We start from the raw sequence: 14,484 nt of genomic DNA, 5'->3' as shown, positions 1-14,484 counted from the left end.
CCGGCTCAAGCCCTGGGAGGTCATCTCCCGCCGTCTCGACGCGATCGCCGCCGCGGACCTGGTGCTGGCGGTCTACAACCCCGCCTCGCGCTCGCGCACCCACCAGGTCGCCGACGCCCGCGACGTCCTCCTCCGGCATCGCGGCCCGGACACCCCGGTGGTGGTGGGCCGCGACGTGGGCCGGGCCGAGGAATCGTTGACCATCACGACCCTCGCTGAGCTCGACTGCGACTCGGTGGACATGAAGTGCCTGCTCATCGTGGGCGCGTCCGGCACCCGGGTCACCGAGTCGGGACGGGTGTGGAGTCCGCGGTTCGTGCGGTCATGACCGCCGCGCCCCGGGGTGAAAGAAGCGACGACGACGGTGCTGGTGCTGGTGCTGGTGCTGGACACTCGCTCGACCGCGACGCGCTGTGGCGGATCCTCGCCACCCGCCGCGACCACCGGCATTTCCACCCCACCCCGGTCCCGCGCGAGACCGTCGAGCGCCTCCTCGAGGTCTTCGCCGTGGCCCCGAGTGTCGGACTGAGTCAGCCCTGGCACGTCACGGTGATCGAGGACCGCGACGTGCGCGAGGCCGTCCACGAGGGATTCCGCACCGTGCGCCGCACCGAATCCGCGCGCTTCGACGGCCAGCGACGCGAACTCTACTACTCCCTGCGCCTCGAGGGCATCCTCCAGGCGCCGGTCGGGCTGGTCGTCAGCCACGTGCCGCCCGCCGGGCCGGTCCTGGGCACCACGAGCGTCCCCGCGGCCACCGAGTACAGCGTGGTGGCCGCCATCACGCTGTTGTGGCTGGCCGTGACGGCCGAGGGTCTGGGCATGGGCTGGGTGAGCCTCGTGGACCCCGACCACCTCTCCCGCAGCGTGCCGCTCCCGGACGGCGCCCGTCCCCTGGCCTACCTCTGCCTCGGCCACCCCGCCCTGGAACTCGGGGAACCGCTCCTGCAGACGCTCGGGTGGGGCCGCCGCGCACCGCTCGCGGTGGACTGGGTGTAGATCCGGGGCCGCGTGAGAACCCGGTTGCGACCGAGTCGCTCAGAATCCGTACCTGACCGCCCACGCGGCAGTCTGCGCCCGGCTCCTGGTCGCGGTCTTACGCATCAGATGATCGACGTGCGTGGCCACGGTTCGCCGTGAGATGTACAGGCGCTCCGCGATCTCCGGATTGCTCAGCCCGTCGCGAATCAGGGCGAGGATCTCGCGTTCACGGTCGGTGAGTCCCGACGTCATCCGCACGTGGACCGCCCAGGCCGTGTGCGCCAACCGGTCCACCGTCTCCCGGAACATCTCCTGTGTACGACTGTCGAAGCTCGGTTGTGCGATATTCGTGTGGATGAATCCGAAGATTGATCCATCTTTCGCGGTGAGCGGCCGGGTAATTCCGTTTCTATATCCCGCGGGTTTCAGGGTTTCGTTGACATATTCGGTGTCAATGAATTCCGAACGTTCCCACGGATATATACCGCCCGGATCACTCACGTGACGGGAAATTCTGCGCCGGGTCGCGCCGAACCATTCTTTCTCGTATACACCGGCGACTCCCGGTTCATAACCGATATTCGTCACCAGATGAGGTGTCCTGTCGGAGGACGACAGGATCGTCAGTGCGATGGCATCGACCTTGAGGACGTACTGCGACAGCTGCAGGGCGCCCTCCACGCGGCGCACGGGGTGCTGGTCCGTGGCATCAGCGATGGACTGCGCCATCGCCTCGATCGTCGCCTTCATCTTCCTCACCACCCTGTGCCTACTCAGGCTCTGTCGACTCGGGCCCCGCGGAGGTTCCCTCACCGGACCACGCGGGCGTGATCCCATTATGGGCGCCATTGTTTCGGACTTGTGAACCGCGCGGGTTATCCGCGTAAAGTCTCCAAGTTTTATCTCACAAGATCCGTCAGCTGACGGATGGCCCACCGGCGTTTTCTCTCCATATTCTGGTGGGGCGACTTCTACACGAGAAGCTCACGACCGCACTCATTTATTCTGGGAGAATCAGTGTTCAGATCACGCACGCTCACACGAATGGCCCTCATTTCCGCCGCGTCGATCGGACTGTTGTCTCTCACTGCCTGCGGTGGGAACAGCGGCAGCGGGACGGCCGTCTCCGAGGACTGCGAGGAAGTCCGCACGATCGGCTTCAGTCATCCGATCGGTGAGGTCGACTTCGTCAACACCCTCAAGAACTACGCCGCGGAGTACGGCGCCACCTCCGAGTGCGTCGAGGTCCTTCTGGACAGCACCATCGAGTCCAACCTCGAGTCCCAACGGGAGACGGTGGAGAGCTGGGTCAACCAGCAGATCGACGCGAGGGTCATCTGGCCGACCGACCCCGGCGCCTTCGCCGGACTGCAGCAACAGGCCCAGGCCAACGGGACGGCCTGGCTCACGTACTCCTCGCACATGGACGGTCAGGACGGCAGCGTCGGGTTCGACAACGAATACTCCGGCAACATGGTCGCCGAGCACCTGGACGGGTGGCTGGACGAGAACTACCCCGACGGGACCGACGGGATCACCGCGGCCATCACGGAAATCCCATCCCTGCCGCCGCTCGCCGGCCGCTGGCAGCCGGTGGCCGCGATGCTCGAGCAGCGTGGCATCGAGATCGTCTCGCTCCAGGACTGCGGCGACACCACCTGCGGCCGCCAGGTCGCCGACGACGCGATCGCGGAGAACGACGATCTCCGGATCTTCATCGGCACCAACGACGACGCGGCGCTCGGCGCCCTCGGCGCGTTCCTCGCGTCGGACATCCCGCCGGAGGAGACCTACATCGTCGGGAACGACGGTCTGCCGGAGGCGTTCGAGGCGATCGAGAACGGCACCCACTACAAGGCGAGCGCCGCCATCGACATCCAGCACCTCGCCCGCTCGATCGTCGACAACTCGCTCGCGGCGATCACCGGAGAAGGCGATCCGAACAACGAATCGCCGTACCACATGGTCACCCTCTCCGATCCCGAGCTCCTCGCCGAGATGAAGGCGCAGTTCCAATGAGCGGCCCCTCCCAGACCACGGAACGACCTCCGGGCGCCGATCTCGGGACGCGGAGCGACGGCGATCCCCGCGGGTCCGGACCGGTGACCCCTCCGGAGCGCAGCACGGGACCCGGACTCGACGTCCGCAACCTCACCAAGCGATTCGGATCGACCATCGTCCTCAAGGGTGTCGATCTTGAGTTCCGCACCGGCGAGGTCCACGCGTTCCTCGGTGCGAACGGCGCCGGGAAGTCGACGCTGCTGAGCTGCCTGAGCGGGGCACACCGCCCGAGCAGCGGCGAGATCGTGGTGGGTGACACGTCGTACGACGGCTTCACCCCCACCTCCGCCTTCGACGCCGGGATCGCGGTGATCTACCAGCACTTCCAGCTGGCCGGGTCGCTCACGGTCGCGGACAACGTCTTCCTCGGCGACGAGCTCACGAGGACCGGCGTACTCAGCCGCCAGAAGCAGGAACAGGTCACCCGCGAACTGCTCGAGAGCCTGGGCGTGGACATCGACCCGCGAACGCCGGTGGAGAAGCTCTCGATCGGCCAGCAACAGATCGTCGAGATCACCCGCGCTCTGCGGCGCGACCCCTCGGTCCTCATCCTGGACGAGCCCACGGCAGCACTCGGCCGGACCGAGGCGGCGTCGCTGCTGAGGACCATCCGCAGACTCGCCTACGAGCGGCGCATCGCCGTCGTGTTTGTGACCCACCTGCTGGGTGAGGTCATGGCCGTGGCCGACCGGGTCTCGGTCCTGCGGGACGGCCGCGTGTTGTGGACCCGGGACCGGGGGGACGTGACCATGGACGCGCTGGTCAGCGGAATCTCCCCCTCCGTCACCGCCACGGACGAGCGCACCGAGCGGGCCACCGGACCGGCTTTCGTCGAGTTCTCGGGGTTCCGGACCTCGTACTGCGGACCGCTGGACCTCGAGATCGGCGAGGGGGAGATCGTCGGCCTGTACGCCATGATGGGCGGCGGCCGGACCAATCTCCTCGAGACCATCGCGGGCGCTCGACGCGCCCGCGGTGGGACGCTCACCGTCGGCGGTGCCGACGCCACCGCCGGCTCACCCCGACAGGCGTCCCGCAAGGGCATCGCCCTGGTGGCGTCCGACCGCCCGGCGCAGTCCCTGTTCGGTGATCTCTCGGCCCGGGACAACCTGCTCATGCCCCACTTCCGCGGTTCACGGCTCGGACTCCGGTCCCCCCGGCGCGAGAAGCCGGTCTTCGACAGGGTCGCCGAGATGGTGCAGTTGTCGCCGCCGGACGCGGAGGCGACCGGCGGCTCGTTCTCCGGGGGTAACGCGCAGAAGATCATGGTCGGTCGCTGGCTCGCTGACCTCGGCGACTGCCGATTCCTGCTCCTCGACGAGCCGACGCAGGGCGTCGACATCGGATCCCGCGAGCAGATCTATCGGCTGGTCCGCGAGTTCGCGTCCCGGCCCGGGCGCTCGGTGATGTTCACGACATCCGATCCCGAGGAGGCCGTGGCCCTGGCGGATCGGATCGTGGTGCTCCACGAAGGCCGGATCAGTCAGGTATTCGGCCCCGACGTCGGGGAGGACACACTCCTGTCCCACGCACAGTCGGCGGCCGTCGAGTCACATGAAGGAGTAACCGCATCATGAGCGTTGCCACACTGACGGCCCCGCCCCACGGGGGCCCGGAGAACAGTCGTCAGGATCCGGGCCCGGTCATCACCCGCGACCTCCTGCTCAAGGCGATCGGCGCCGTGATGCCGATGGCGGTGGTCCTGCTGATGGTCTACTTCTCCGTCAATACGACCGCGTTCCTCACCGTCAACAACCTGCTCACCGTCATCACCCAGAACGCCCCGCTGATCATCATCAGCATGGCCTTCGCCATGCTGCTCATGTCCGGGTACGTAGACCTCTCCGTCGGGTCGACGATGGCGGTCTCCGGCGTGGCGGGTGGCCTGGCCTTCGGGCCGCTCGGCTTCCTCGGCGGCGCCGCCGTGGCGGTCGGCGTCGGCGCGCTGGTCGGTGCCGTCAACGGCGGACTCATCGGGTACCTGGCGATCTCACCGATCGTCGTCACCCTGGGGATGCTGGCCGTGGGGCGCGGCGCGGCCATGACCCTGTCACCCGACCCCCTCTACGGTTTCAACGACACCGTCCGCGCCTTCGGTACCGGAAGTGTGCTCGGCATCTCCTACATCGCCTGGGTCGCCATCGCGGTGGCGGCGATCTGCATCCTCGTCATGAGCTTCACCGCCCTGGGCAAACACATCATGGCGATCGGCGTGAACACCCGCGCCGCGTTCCTCACCGGAATCAAGGTGAGGACCACGATCTTCTCGCTGTACGTCGCCGTCGGCGCAGCGGCCGGCGTCGCCGGCCTCGTCCTGGTCTCCCGCCTCGACTCCGCCCCGGCGGGGACGCTGGGGGCCGGATTCGAGGTCACGGTCCTGTCCGCAGTGCTACTCGGTGGCATCCCGTTCACCGGAGGCCGCGGGAGCCTGTGGCGAGTCCTGCTGGGCGTCTGGTTCATCTCCGTGCTGCGCAACGGCCTCACGCTGATGAACGTCGGTTCCGAGATGGTCAACATCGTGTCGGGGATCGTGCTGATCATCGCCGCCGGTCTCGAAGCGCTCCGCATGTACCTGCGACGCAAGCTCTAACCCCACCCATCCAGACCCAGGAAGGAATCCGGTCATGGCCACACTTCAGGCCGCACCTCCGGGACCGCTGCAGTCCGACACGACGCTCGCCGGTCCCCCACCGACGATGGCCAGCCCGAACTGGTGGGGAGCGGACTCGATCCGCTTCCGCGCGACCAGCACCTCGGGCCACCCGGTGTTCGTCAAGACTCACACGCCCTCCGCCCGGAGCTACATCGACGTCCCGTCGGCGGTCCGGGCCACCCGAGCCGCCGGCGACGCAGGGCTGGGCCCGGTACTCCTCGGTTTCGACCGCGACAGCGGGCAACTGGCTCTTGAAGATCTCACCGACTCCCACAAGACGGCCACCCTCGCCGATCTCCAGGACCCGGGGCGGCGCGCCGACTACTTCGAGACCCGCAGCCGGTTCCGGGCGATCGACGACCCCGGACTCCGTCAGGCCACCGTCTTCGACGACATCCGGGCCCTCCACGACCGGATCGCACCCCTGGATGTCGTGCTCCCGGGCGACATCGGGTGGATGCACGCGCTGATAGTGGAGATCGGCGGCCGGGTGTCGGCACTCGGGTTCGACGCCGTCCCCGTCCACGGCGACGCCAACTGCTCAAACGTCGCACTCGGATCGGACGGTCAGCCCACTCTGCTCCTCGACTTCGACTGGGCCGCGCTCACCGACCCGCTCCAGGACATCGGCTCCGTCCTCCTCGAGTTCTCGTACTCCGAGTACGACGGCCGGGAGCTCTTCGAGGAGGCCTGGGGAACGTTCGACGAGGGCCTCTACGCGCGGGCCCGTCTCTACAGCGTGGCCGAGGCCTACCGCGCGGCCCTCGTCGGCGTACTGGCCGACAGCCTCGACCCGGGCACCCAGGAGTACTCCAAGTTCTCGGACTGGATGTTCCTGCGCGCCCGCGCCGCTCTGACCGCCCGCACGACCGACGACCACGTGAGGATGGCGCGATGACCACGACGACCCTCGGTGCCGCCAGTACGCCCGCCGAACACGAAGCGGAGAGGCACATCCGCCACGTGGCCGAGTGGACGGGCCGCGACGTCTCCTACGAACCGGTGGTGGGCGGCCTGCAGAACAGTAACTGGCTGGTCCACGTCGGGGGCGACGACGTCCGGTACTTCCTCAAGGTGCCCGGCGACGGTACCGACGCCTTCATCGACCGGCATGTGGCGAACATCGCCGCCGAGCGGGCCGGCGCGATGGGCATCAGCCCCCGGGTGGCGCATTTCGACAGCGGCACCGGAACCGAGATCTCGGAGTTCCTCGAGGGCTACCGGGCCTGCACGAACGGTGACATGAAGAGCTGGGACACCACCAGGGACGTGCTGGGGCTCTACGACAGGTTCCACACCATCCCGGCACTGCCGCTGACCAAGACGATGTTCGACCTCGTCGACGAGCACCTCGAGCAGGCCCGGACCCTGCAGGTGCGGCTCCCCGACTTCGCCCACACACTCGTCCGCGAGTACGCGCGCGCCAGGGCCGCTCTCCACGCGTCCGGGTTGGACCTCGTGCCCTGCCACAACGATCCGATGCCCGGCAACTTCCTCGTCGCCGAGGGCGGGCCGATGAAGCTCGTCGACTTCGAGTTCGCCTCGAACAACGACCGCGCCTACGACCTCGCGCTGATCCTCGCCGAGTTCTTCTACGACGAGCCGACGTCACTGAGGTGCATCGAGGAGGCCTACGGGCACACCGGGTGGAGCACAGTCGCCCGCGTCCAGGTGTGCCGGTTCATCGCGGACCTCAAGTGGGGACTCTGGGGTTGCGTCAACCACCAGCTCAACAGCACCTGGGATTTCGACTACCACAAGTACGGGGTGCTGAAGCTGTTCCGGGCGCGGGGCCAGATGAACGATCCCCGGTGGTCCCAGTGGCTCGGGGCACTGTGATGGCGTCGGACCGCGGAGCCACGGCAGGGGGTGCGACCGCGGCGCCGAACGCCAAGGCGGCGCAGAGTGTTGCGGCGACACGATTCCTCGACCCTCACAGATTCCTCGCCGACTTCCACGCGAGCACCGTCTTCGGCGCGACCCCCGGCGGAGGGCTCGACCGCCAGGCCGGGACTGCCGATCACGGTCGGGTCCGCGACTGGTTCCAGGAACTCGCCGAGCGCGCCGGATTCACCGTCCGCACCGACCACATCGGCAACATCTTCGCCCTGCTCGAGCTGGTGCCGGGCGCCCCCTTCGTGCTCGTCGGATCGCACACCGACAGCCAGCCCCTCGGGGGCCGGTTCGACGGACCGTACGGGGTCGTCGCCGCACTCCACGCCGCGAGCGCCGTGAGGCACGCCGTCGATCGCGGCGAACTCCACCCCACCTTCAACCTCGCGGTCGTGGACTGGTTCAACGAGGAGGGGTCACGGTTCGGTCCGTCGATTATGGGCTCATCGGTGTTCACCGGCGCGATCGACATCCACACGGCCCTGTCGACGACGGACCCGGACGGAGTCAGCGTCGCCGACGCCCTCGACGCCACCGGGCGCCTGGGCGAAGCCCTGGAGCTGGATGTCGCGGCCTACGGCGAGATCCACATCGAGCAGGGCCGACGACTCGAGGAGTCCGGGATCGACGTCGGTGTGGTCCGCGGAAACTGGACCGCCCAGAAGCTGCGCGTCCGGGTGCTCGGCGAACAGTCCCACGCCGGCACGCTCCTGGCCTACCGCAAGGACGCGCTGCTGCCGGCTGCGAAGATCGTCTCCCTGGTCAACGACCTCGCGGCGGACTACCCGGCCGCGGACTTCCTCTCGTCGGTCGCCCAGTTCGACGTGACCCCCAATACCCCGAGCGTCATAGCCAGTCAGGTGGAACTGATCCTCGACATCCGCGGCAGACACCACTCCGATGTCGCGAACGCACGAGCGGAGATCACCCGCCGGCTCACGGATCTCTCGGCCGAGCATGCCGCCGACATCGAGATCGACGAGTTCGTGCTCCGTCCGCGTAGCGAGTTCTCGGCCGCGGGTGTGCGGTTGGCGCGGGAAGCAGCCGAATCCGAGGGCCTCAGCGTGCTGCTCATGGACACCCTCATCGGGCATGACTCGGTCGCGATGAACCAGCGGTATCCCACGGTCATGCTGTTCCTCCCCTCCAAGGACGGCGCCTCGCACTGCGAACGGGAATTCTCCAGCGACGCGGACATGCTCAAGGGCCTGCGCGCGTTGACCGCGGTCCTCTCCCGGCTCGTCCAGCACGACCTCCGCTGAGCCCACCCCGCACGTGGCGGACCCACTCCAAGACAGGACCTACCCGATGTCGCACGAAGTGCTCACGCACGAGAACTCGCTGACCACACGATCGTCCGCCGAACTACGACAGGGGTTCATGGACGGCGCGATCACGCCACTGGATGTCCTGGAGGACACCCTGGAGAGAATCGCCGAGGTCAACGGCAGCATCAACGGAATCGCCCACCTCAACCGGGCGGAGGCCGAGAGGCAGGCCGCGGCCTCCGGCGAGCGCTGGCGAGCGGGACGACCGCTGAGCCTGATCGACGGGCTCCCCGTCTCGATCAAGGACAGCATCAACGCGGTCGGCACCCCGTGGCGGCACGGATCGCGCGGTCACGTCGAGGTCCCGGCCGCGACTACCGACTCCCCGCCCGCAGCGCGGCTCAAGGAGAGCGGCGCGGTGATCTTCGCCAAGACGACGATGCCCGATTTCGGTATGTCCGCCTCCGGCGTGAGCTCGCTGTACGGGATCGTCCGGAACCCGTGGAACCTCTCGACCAGCCCCGGGGGCTCCAGCTCCGGCGCCGGCGCCACACTCGCCGCGGGTATCGGCGTGGCCGGGATCGGCACCGACATCGCCGGGTCCGTGCGAATACCCGCGAGTCACTGCGGCCTGTTCGCCCTGAAACCGACCCAGGGACGGATCGCCCACCTCGCCCCGAGCACCGTGCGCTCTCCCGGCCCGATGGCCCGCTCGGCGAGAGAGGGTGCCGAGCTCTACACCGTGATCGCCAGGCCGGATCCCCGCGACAACTCGAGCCTTCCCGGTTCGCCCGTCGGCGTCCCTGCCCTACCGGGCGATACCGATCTGCGCGATCTGCGGGTCGGTCTCCTGCTCGACCTCGGATACGGAGAGGCCCTCCATCCGGACGTCGCGGCAGCAGTGCTGGACGCCGCCGCGGTCCTCCGGGACGCCGGGGCCGAGGTGTGCGAAGTCCCGCCGGTGTTCGACGAGGACCCGTACGCGCCACTGGACAGGGTCTTCCAGGTCCGCGCCCGCACGGAATGGGAGGGGATCCCCGAGCACCTGCGCGACGATGTCCTGCCCGCGATCGCCGACTGGTGCCTCGAGGCCGCCACCCTGAGCGCGACGCAACACACCCGCGACCTCCACCACGTCCAGAACAGCGCGACCCGGGTGTACGACCGTCTCTCCGGTTTCGACATCGTCGTCTCGCCCACCCTTCCCGGTGTGGGCTACAGCGCGGAGATGGTCGGTCTCGACGAGGACCGTCCGCTCGCCCACTGCTCGTGGACCTGTTGGGGCAACCAGACCGGACAACCCTGTGCCACCGTGGCGTTCGGGGCCGCCGACGGCCATCCGATCGGCGTACAGATCTGGGGCCGCCGGTTCGACGACGAGCGGGTGCTCGCCCTGGCGCAGTGGCTCGAGCTCCGCCGGCCGGTGGAGATGCCCTGGCCGACCTTCCCGTTCCCCGACAGACCACTCGACACCGGCTTCTACCGGGGAATTCGATCGCCCGGGGTCTCCGGAGCAGCCACCTCCCGTACCGGCGGGATCGCCTCATGAGCACGAGTCGCGCAGTCCGCGCCGTCGTCTTTGACCTCGACGGGACGTTGATCGACTCCGAGCCGTACTACCACGAGGCATGTCGGACCATCGCCCGGGAGGCCGGTCGACACTGGACCGAGGCCGAGGACACCGCATCGGTGGGGATGTCCCTCACCGATCAGGCGGCACTGCTGCAACGGCTCGGTGTCGAGGCACCGGCGCACACGCTCACCGCCCGGATCGCAGCAGAGGTGACCGCGCGGCTCGGATCCGACGTGCCGTGGCTCCCGGGGGCGCTGGAGTTCATCTCGTCGTTGCGGGCTGCGGACTACCGTGTCGGACTCGCCACGATGGCCTTCCGCGAATCCGTGGAGCAGCTCCGCGCGGCGCCCGGGGCGCCGGTCTTCGACGCCACCGTGTGCGGCGACGAGGTGGACAACGGCAAGCCGGCGCCCGACGTCTATCTGGAGGCCTGCCGTCTGCTGGGGGTCGACCCCTCCGACGCGGTGGGCGTCGAGGACTCACGGCGGGGTCTGACAGCCGCCCGGTCCGCGGGACTCCGGACCATCGGGGTCCGGTGCCACGAGGAGATCGCTCCGGAGCTGACCGACGAGAGGTGGAGTTCACTCGACGGCAAGACGGCCCACGACGTCGCACCATCGGGGATCTCAGACCCGTCACCAGCGAGAATCCGTCAGTTGGCGGATAGAGAACGCTGAGTGGTCCTGAAACCATCACACACGACATCCCCACTCGAGATGAGGCACCCGCAATGGCAGCACGGTCGACGATCATGGACGCCAACTCGTTCCGCTCGGAACACGCCGATCGGCTCGATTTGGACACGCGCAAGCTGACCGATCGACGCGATGAGTTGCTGGGGGGATCCTATCGGCTCTTCTACCGCAACCCCGTCCACCTGGTCCGGGGCGAGGGCCAGTACCTCTGGGACGCGAACGGCACGAAGTACCTGGACATGTACAACAACGTGGCCAGTATCGGACACGCACACCCCGCGGTGGTGGAGGCCGTCCACACCCAGATGAAGCAGCTCAACACACACACTCGGTACATCCACGAGCGGATCCTCGACTACACCGACAGCTTCCGGAACACGCTTCCGGACTACATGGATCCGATGGATTTCAAGGCGATGTACGTGTGCACGGGGTCGGAGGCCAACGACCTCGCCCTGAGGGTCGCCAAGTCGTTCTCCGGTGGAACCGGGTTGATCGCCACCACCGAGGCCTACCACGGCAATTCCGAGCTCTCCTCCGGCGTCTCCCCCGCCCTCGGTGCGGGCCAGCCGGTGGGCAGTGACGTCTGGCTGATCGAGGCCCCGGACGCGTACCGCACGGGGGAGGCCGACATCGGGGCGTGGTTCGCGCGTCGCATCCGCGACACCATCGCCGACATGGCCGAGTCCGGGGTGACATTCGCCGGGTTCATCGCGGACTCGATCTTCTCGTCCGACGGGGTGCTGCCCGGCGATTACCTGGCCGAGGCGATCGACGTGGTCCACGGTGCCGGCGGGATCTTCATCGCCGACGAGGTCCAGCCGGGGTTCGCGCGGACCGGGGATCACTTCTGGGGATTCGCCAACCACGGGGTCACCCCGGACATCATCACCACGGGCAAGCCGATGGGCAACGGGATCCCGGTCGCCGGGGTTCTCGCGAGGTCCGACGTACTCGAGGCGTTCAGCGGGTCGCTGCCGTACTTCAACACGTTCGGGGGAAATCCGGTCTCCATGGCCGCAGCGCAGGCCGTCCTCGACGTCATCGAGCGTGAGGGTCTACAGGAGCACGCGAGGATCATCGGTGCCGAGGCGCTCGACGCGTTCCGGCAGGTCGGCGGGCGCCACCACCAGGTCGGCGACGTCCGGGGTGCAGGCCTGTTCATCGGTTTCGAACTGGTCACCGATCCCGCCACGCGCGAGCCGGACCACGCCCTGGCACTCGACATGCTCGAGGAGCTGAAGGCCCGCGGGGTGCTCACCTCGGTCGCGGGTCCGTTCGGCAACGTACTCAAGCTGCGTCCACCGTTGCCCTTCACCCGCTCGGACATCCCGTGGGCCGCGGACGCCCTCGACGAGTCACTCCGGGTCCTCACGGCGAGGGGGTGACACCGGGGCGCGGTAGCTGGCGCATCGTCGCGACCGCGCCCCACCGATTCACGGCCCCGGACGAGATCAGTTCCGCATTCATTACCCGATCAGCAGCATGGCGACGTTGACTCCCGCGATGGCGATCGCCGCGTAGAACGGTCCCTTTCCCGTGGTGCGGGTCGCCGCCACCGCCAGCACGAGCACCGCGGCCAACAAGATCCACCGGCCGGCCGTCGGTGGAGTGCCCCGGCCGAAGACGGAGACAACCGACGCGAGGACGAGTGCCAGCGCGGCTACAGACGGCACCAGCGAAGGCGGCAGTCGATGAGGGAATCCTCTGACACCGGTCGCGGCGTCGTCGGCGAGGTCAGGCATGGCGTTCAGCAGGTGCGCGGCAAAGCCGAGAAGAGCGCCGACGACGACCATCCACAGGGGCGGCAATGCGGCCGGGTCCCGCGCCAGTGACACCACGGCGGGCAGGCAGCCGAAGGCGAGCGAGTACGGAAGCCATGACAGCGCGGTGGACTTGAGCGTGACGTTATACGCCAGAGCGGCACCGACCCCCAACGTGAGATGGACAAGACCGGCACCGAGTCCGCACATCAGCGACGCGACAACACACACCACACCTGCCGCAAGGATTGCCGAGCGCACCACCCCGACCGAGACCTGCCCGGTCGCGAGCGGTTTGTCGCAGCGACCGACCCGACGATCGCGCTCCCGATCGCAGAGATCATTGGTCCATCCCACGACGAGTTGACCACTCAGCACAGCCACGAACAGCACGACCGCCGTGTACGTGCTCACGCCCATACTCGCCGCGAGCAACAGGGTGAGCACAGTGACCGCAAGAGCCGGGACGGGGTGAGCCGTCCGCACGAGAGGGAGAACTGTGAACACCGTCATTTCTCAAGGGTGCTACCGACACATCGATTCATGGTGGCGGCGCGCGTCGTGTCGGTAGCCGGCTCAGTACATCTGTCCTGGCGAGGCCTCCGGTGGTCAGGATCCGGCGCGTTGCGTCGCTGGCAGTATGTGCCGTCGGCCGTTCAGGGCGAACTGACGAGCCGTGCCGTCCCGTTCTCGACGAGCAGCGCCTGATCGTCGTTCACCAGGGTCAGCGGATAGGTGCTCCCGTAGATCTCCACGAGCCGTGCGATGAGCTCCGGCGGGTAGGGCGGGAGTGCGCCGTCCGCGTGGGGGATCACGACGGTCTCGACCAGTCTGAGGCCGCCGTGGTCGGAGAGTTCGGGCGCGGCCGAGGGGTCGTCCATCAGGCTGACCGGTTCGATGCTGGGTCCGGTGATGACCGATCCGGCGCTCGAGCCGATGTAGGGCAGTCCCGCTCGCACCCGCTCGACGAGGATCGCATCCGCACCATGACGGCGTAGCGCCGCCAGGAGCACGAAGGTGTTGCCGCCTGCGACATAGAGGACGTCGACCCGGTCGAGCACGTCAGCGAAAGCACCCGTGTCGTCGAAGTCGGCGGCGGTGATGTCGGTCAGCACGTAGCCCAGGTCCGAGAGCTGCGCGCGCTCCGCGGCAACGAACTCCGCACCCGCGTAGGGACTCGCGGCGTCGTTCAGGTACCCGATGCGCACCGCGGGTGCGGGACGGGCGACGTGCTCGGCGATGAAGTCGGGCACGGCGCCGACGCCGAGGGACAGCAGGAGCAGGTTCATGGCGCCACTCTATGAGGCAGGGTCTGACACGACGACCGTAACGGCGACCGGGGAGAGACCTACGGGGTCGCGTTCCGCCCCCGCTCCGGGACGCCCCTCAGTACCGCACCGAGTGGGCGTCCGAGACCAGGCACATACCACCGACCGACTTCAGAAGGGGCCGCAGCGACTGGAGGACCTCGTCGATCCGGTCGGGGTCGACCGCCACGAGCACGAAGGTGTTGTCGAAGGTGGAGAAAGGGTCCCCACCGCGCTCACCGTGCTGGCCCCGCCCGTAGATCCCCGGGATCACGGTGCGATGGGTCAGG

The 14,484-nt window shown here is 68.2% G+C and carries 15 protein-coding genes; 11 read left to right on the top strand and 4 right to left on the bottom strand.

Annotated elements, in window-relative coordinates; translation table 11 throughout:
- Both G6027_RS16930 and bluB read left to right on the top strand, forming a co-directional pair.
- The coding region (locus G6027_RS16930; protein ID WP_241727228.1) for an SAM-dependent methyltransferase at positions 1–328 on the top strand (328 nt) is incomplete at its 5' end.
- Entirely contained in the window at positions 325–999 is a 675-nt protein-coding gene (bluB, locus tag G6027_RS16925; RefSeq protein WP_241727227.1) for a 5,6-dimethylbenzimidazole synthase, read from the top strand. The genes G6027_RS16930 and bluB, both read left to right, overlap by 4 nt.
- A gap of 39 nt (positions 1,000–1,038) precedes the next feature.
- Here the strand turns inward: bluB and G6027_RS16920 are convergent, their stop codons facing one another.
- The gene (locus G6027_RS16920; RefSeq protein WP_182638153.1) at positions 1,039–1,731 is read right to left on the bottom strand and encodes a LuxR C-terminal-related transcriptional regulator; all 693 of its coding nucleotides are present in this window, start codon (positions 1,729–1,731) and stop codon (positions 1,039–1,041) included.
- A gap of 294 nt (positions 1,732–2,025) precedes the next feature.
- Between G6027_RS16920 and G6027_RS16915 the strand changes: the two genes are divergently transcribed.
- Genes G6027_RS16915 through G6027_RS16875 form a run of 9 tightly spaced genes read left to right on the top strand, consistent with a single transcriptional unit; the run spans position 2,026 to position 12,512 of the window.
- Entirely contained in the window at positions 2,026–3,000 is a 975-nt protein-coding gene (locus G6027_RS16915) for a sugar ABC transporter substrate-binding protein (protein WP_182638152.1), read from the top strand.
- On the top strand, positions 2,997–4,619 hold the full coding sequence (locus tag G6027_RS16910) for a sugar ABC transporter ATP-binding protein (RefSeq protein WP_182638151.1): 1,623 nt from the start codon (positions 2,997–2,999) through the stop codon (positions 4,617–4,619). Before G6027_RS16915 ends, G6027_RS16910 begins: the two co-directional genes overlap by 4 nt.
- Complete coding sequence (locus G6027_RS16905; protein WP_182638150.1) at positions 4,616–5,632, top strand: ABC transporter permease; 1,017 nt, start codon at positions 4,616–4,618, stop codon at positions 5,630–5,632. The genes G6027_RS16910 and G6027_RS16905 overlap by 4 nt, the downstream gene beginning before the upstream one ends.
- A gap of 34 nt (positions 5,633–5,666) precedes the next feature.
- Positions 5,667–6,593: a phosphotransferase gene (locus G6027_RS16900; protein WP_182638149.1), complete on the top strand. Its 927-nt coding sequence runs from the start codon at positions 5,667–5,669 to the stop codon at positions 6,591–6,593.
- Positions 6,590–7,534, top strand: a complete 945-nt coding sequence (locus G6027_RS16895; protein ID WP_182638148.1) for a choline/ethanolamine kinase family protein — start codon at positions 6,590–6,592, stop codon at positions 7,532–7,534. Before G6027_RS16900 ends, G6027_RS16895 begins: the two co-directional genes overlap by 4 nt.
- Positions 7,516–8,850 (top strand): M20 family metallo-hydrolase, encoded by a 1,335-nt coding sequence (locus G6027_RS16890; protein WP_346995783.1) that lies wholly within the window; start codon positions 7,516–7,518, stop codon positions 8,848–8,850. Before G6027_RS16895 ends, G6027_RS16890 begins: the two co-directional genes overlap by 19 nt.
- Positions 8,851–8,896: 46 nt before the next feature.
- The gene (locus tag G6027_RS16885) at positions 8,897–10,405 is read left to right on the top strand and encodes an amidase family protein (protein WP_182638147.1); all 1,509 of its coding nucleotides are present in this window, start codon (positions 8,897–8,899) and stop codon (positions 10,403–10,405) included.
- A complete protein-coding gene (locus G6027_RS16880; protein ID WP_182638146.1) occupies positions 10,402–11,106 on the top strand; it encodes an HAD family phosphatase in 705 nt (234 codons plus the stop codon). The genes G6027_RS16885 and G6027_RS16880 overlap by 4 nt, the downstream gene beginning before the upstream one ends.
- A 53-nt stretch (positions 11,107–11,159) precedes the next feature.
- Positions 11,160–12,512: an aspartate aminotransferase family protein gene (locus tag G6027_RS16875; protein ID WP_182638145.1), complete on the top strand. Its 1,353-nt coding sequence runs from the start codon at positions 11,160–11,162 to the stop codon at positions 12,510–12,512.
- An 81-nt stretch (positions 12,513–12,593) separates the two neighbouring features.
- Here G6027_RS16875 and G6027_RS16870 read toward each other — a convergent pair whose 3' ends face one another.
- The 3 genes from G6027_RS16870 to G6027_RS16860 all read right to left on the bottom strand — a co-directional run.
- Positions 12,594–13,400, bottom strand: coding sequence for a UbiA family prenyltransferase (locus tag G6027_RS16870; protein ID WP_182638144.1), 807 nt, complete (start codon positions 13,398–13,400; stop codon positions 12,594–12,596).
- Between the two features lie 143 nt (positions 13,401–13,543).
- Complete coding sequence (locus tag G6027_RS16865) at positions 13,544–14,176, bottom strand: Type 1 glutamine amidotransferase-like domain-containing protein (protein WP_182638143.1); 633 nt, start codon at positions 14,174–14,176, stop codon at positions 13,544–13,546.
- Positions 14,177–14,273: 97 nt separating this feature from the next.
- On the bottom strand, positions 14,274–14,484 hold a 211-nt coding region (locus tag G6027_RS16860), incomplete at its 5' end, for a hypothetical protein (RefSeq protein WP_206682507.1).

The sequence above is a fragment of the Dietzia sp. SLG310A2-38A2 genome (assembly GCF_014145095.1).
GTDB lineage: Bacteria > Actinomycetota > Actinomycetes > Mycobacteriales > Mycobacteriaceae > Dietzia.
This window is presented reverse-complemented; position numbering and strand designations above follow the sequence as displayed.

What these genes read in the sequence shown, in the direction of transcription:
- bluB (WP_241727227.1), top strand. Translation starts at nt 325, where the DNA reads ATGACCGCCGCGCCCCGGGGTGAAAGAAGCGACGACGACGGTGCTGGT.
- G6027_RS16920 (WP_182638153.1), bottom strand. Translation starts at nt 1,731, where the DNA reads ATGAAGGCGACGATCGAGGCGATGGCGCAGTCCATCGCTGATGCCACG.
- G6027_RS16915 (WP_182638152.1), top strand. Translation starts at nt 2,026, where the DNA reads ATGGCCCTCATTTCCGCCGCGTCGATCGGACTGTTGTCTCTCACTGCC.
- G6027_RS16910 (WP_182638151.1), top strand. Translation starts at nt 2,997, where the DNA reads ATGAGCGGCCCCTCCCAGACCACGGAACGACCTCCGGGCGCCGATCTC.
- G6027_RS16905 (WP_182638150.1), top strand. Translation starts at nt 4,616, where the DNA reads ATGAGCGTTGCCACACTGACGGCCCCGCCCCACGGGGGCCCGGAGAAC.
- G6027_RS16900 (WP_182638149.1), top strand. Translation starts at nt 5,667, where the DNA reads ATGGCCACACTTCAGGCCGCACCTCCGGGACCGCTGCAGTCCGACACG.
- G6027_RS16895 (WP_182638148.1), top strand. Translation starts at nt 6,590, where the DNA reads ATGACCACGACGACCCTCGGTGCCGCCAGTACGCCCGCCGAACACGAA.
- G6027_RS16885 (WP_182638147.1), top strand. Translation starts at nt 8,897, where the DNA reads ATGTCGCACGAAGTGCTCACGCACGAGAACTCGCTGACCACACGATCG.
- G6027_RS16880 (WP_182638146.1), top strand. Translation starts at nt 10,402, where the DNA reads ATGAGCACGAGTCGCGCAGTCCGCGCCGTCGTCTTTGACCTCGACGGG.
- G6027_RS16875 (WP_182638145.1), top strand. Translation starts at nt 11,160, where the DNA reads ATGGCAGCACGGTCGACGATCATGGACGCCAACTCGTTCCGCTCGGAA.
- G6027_RS16870 (WP_182638144.1), bottom strand. Translation starts at nt 13,400, where the DNA reads ATGACGGTGTTCACAGTTCTCCCTCTCGTGCGGACGGCTCACCCCGTC.
- G6027_RS16865 (WP_182638143.1), bottom strand. Translation starts at nt 14,176, where the DNA reads ATGAACCTGCTCCTGCTGTCCCTCGGCGTCGGCGCCGTGCCCGACTTC.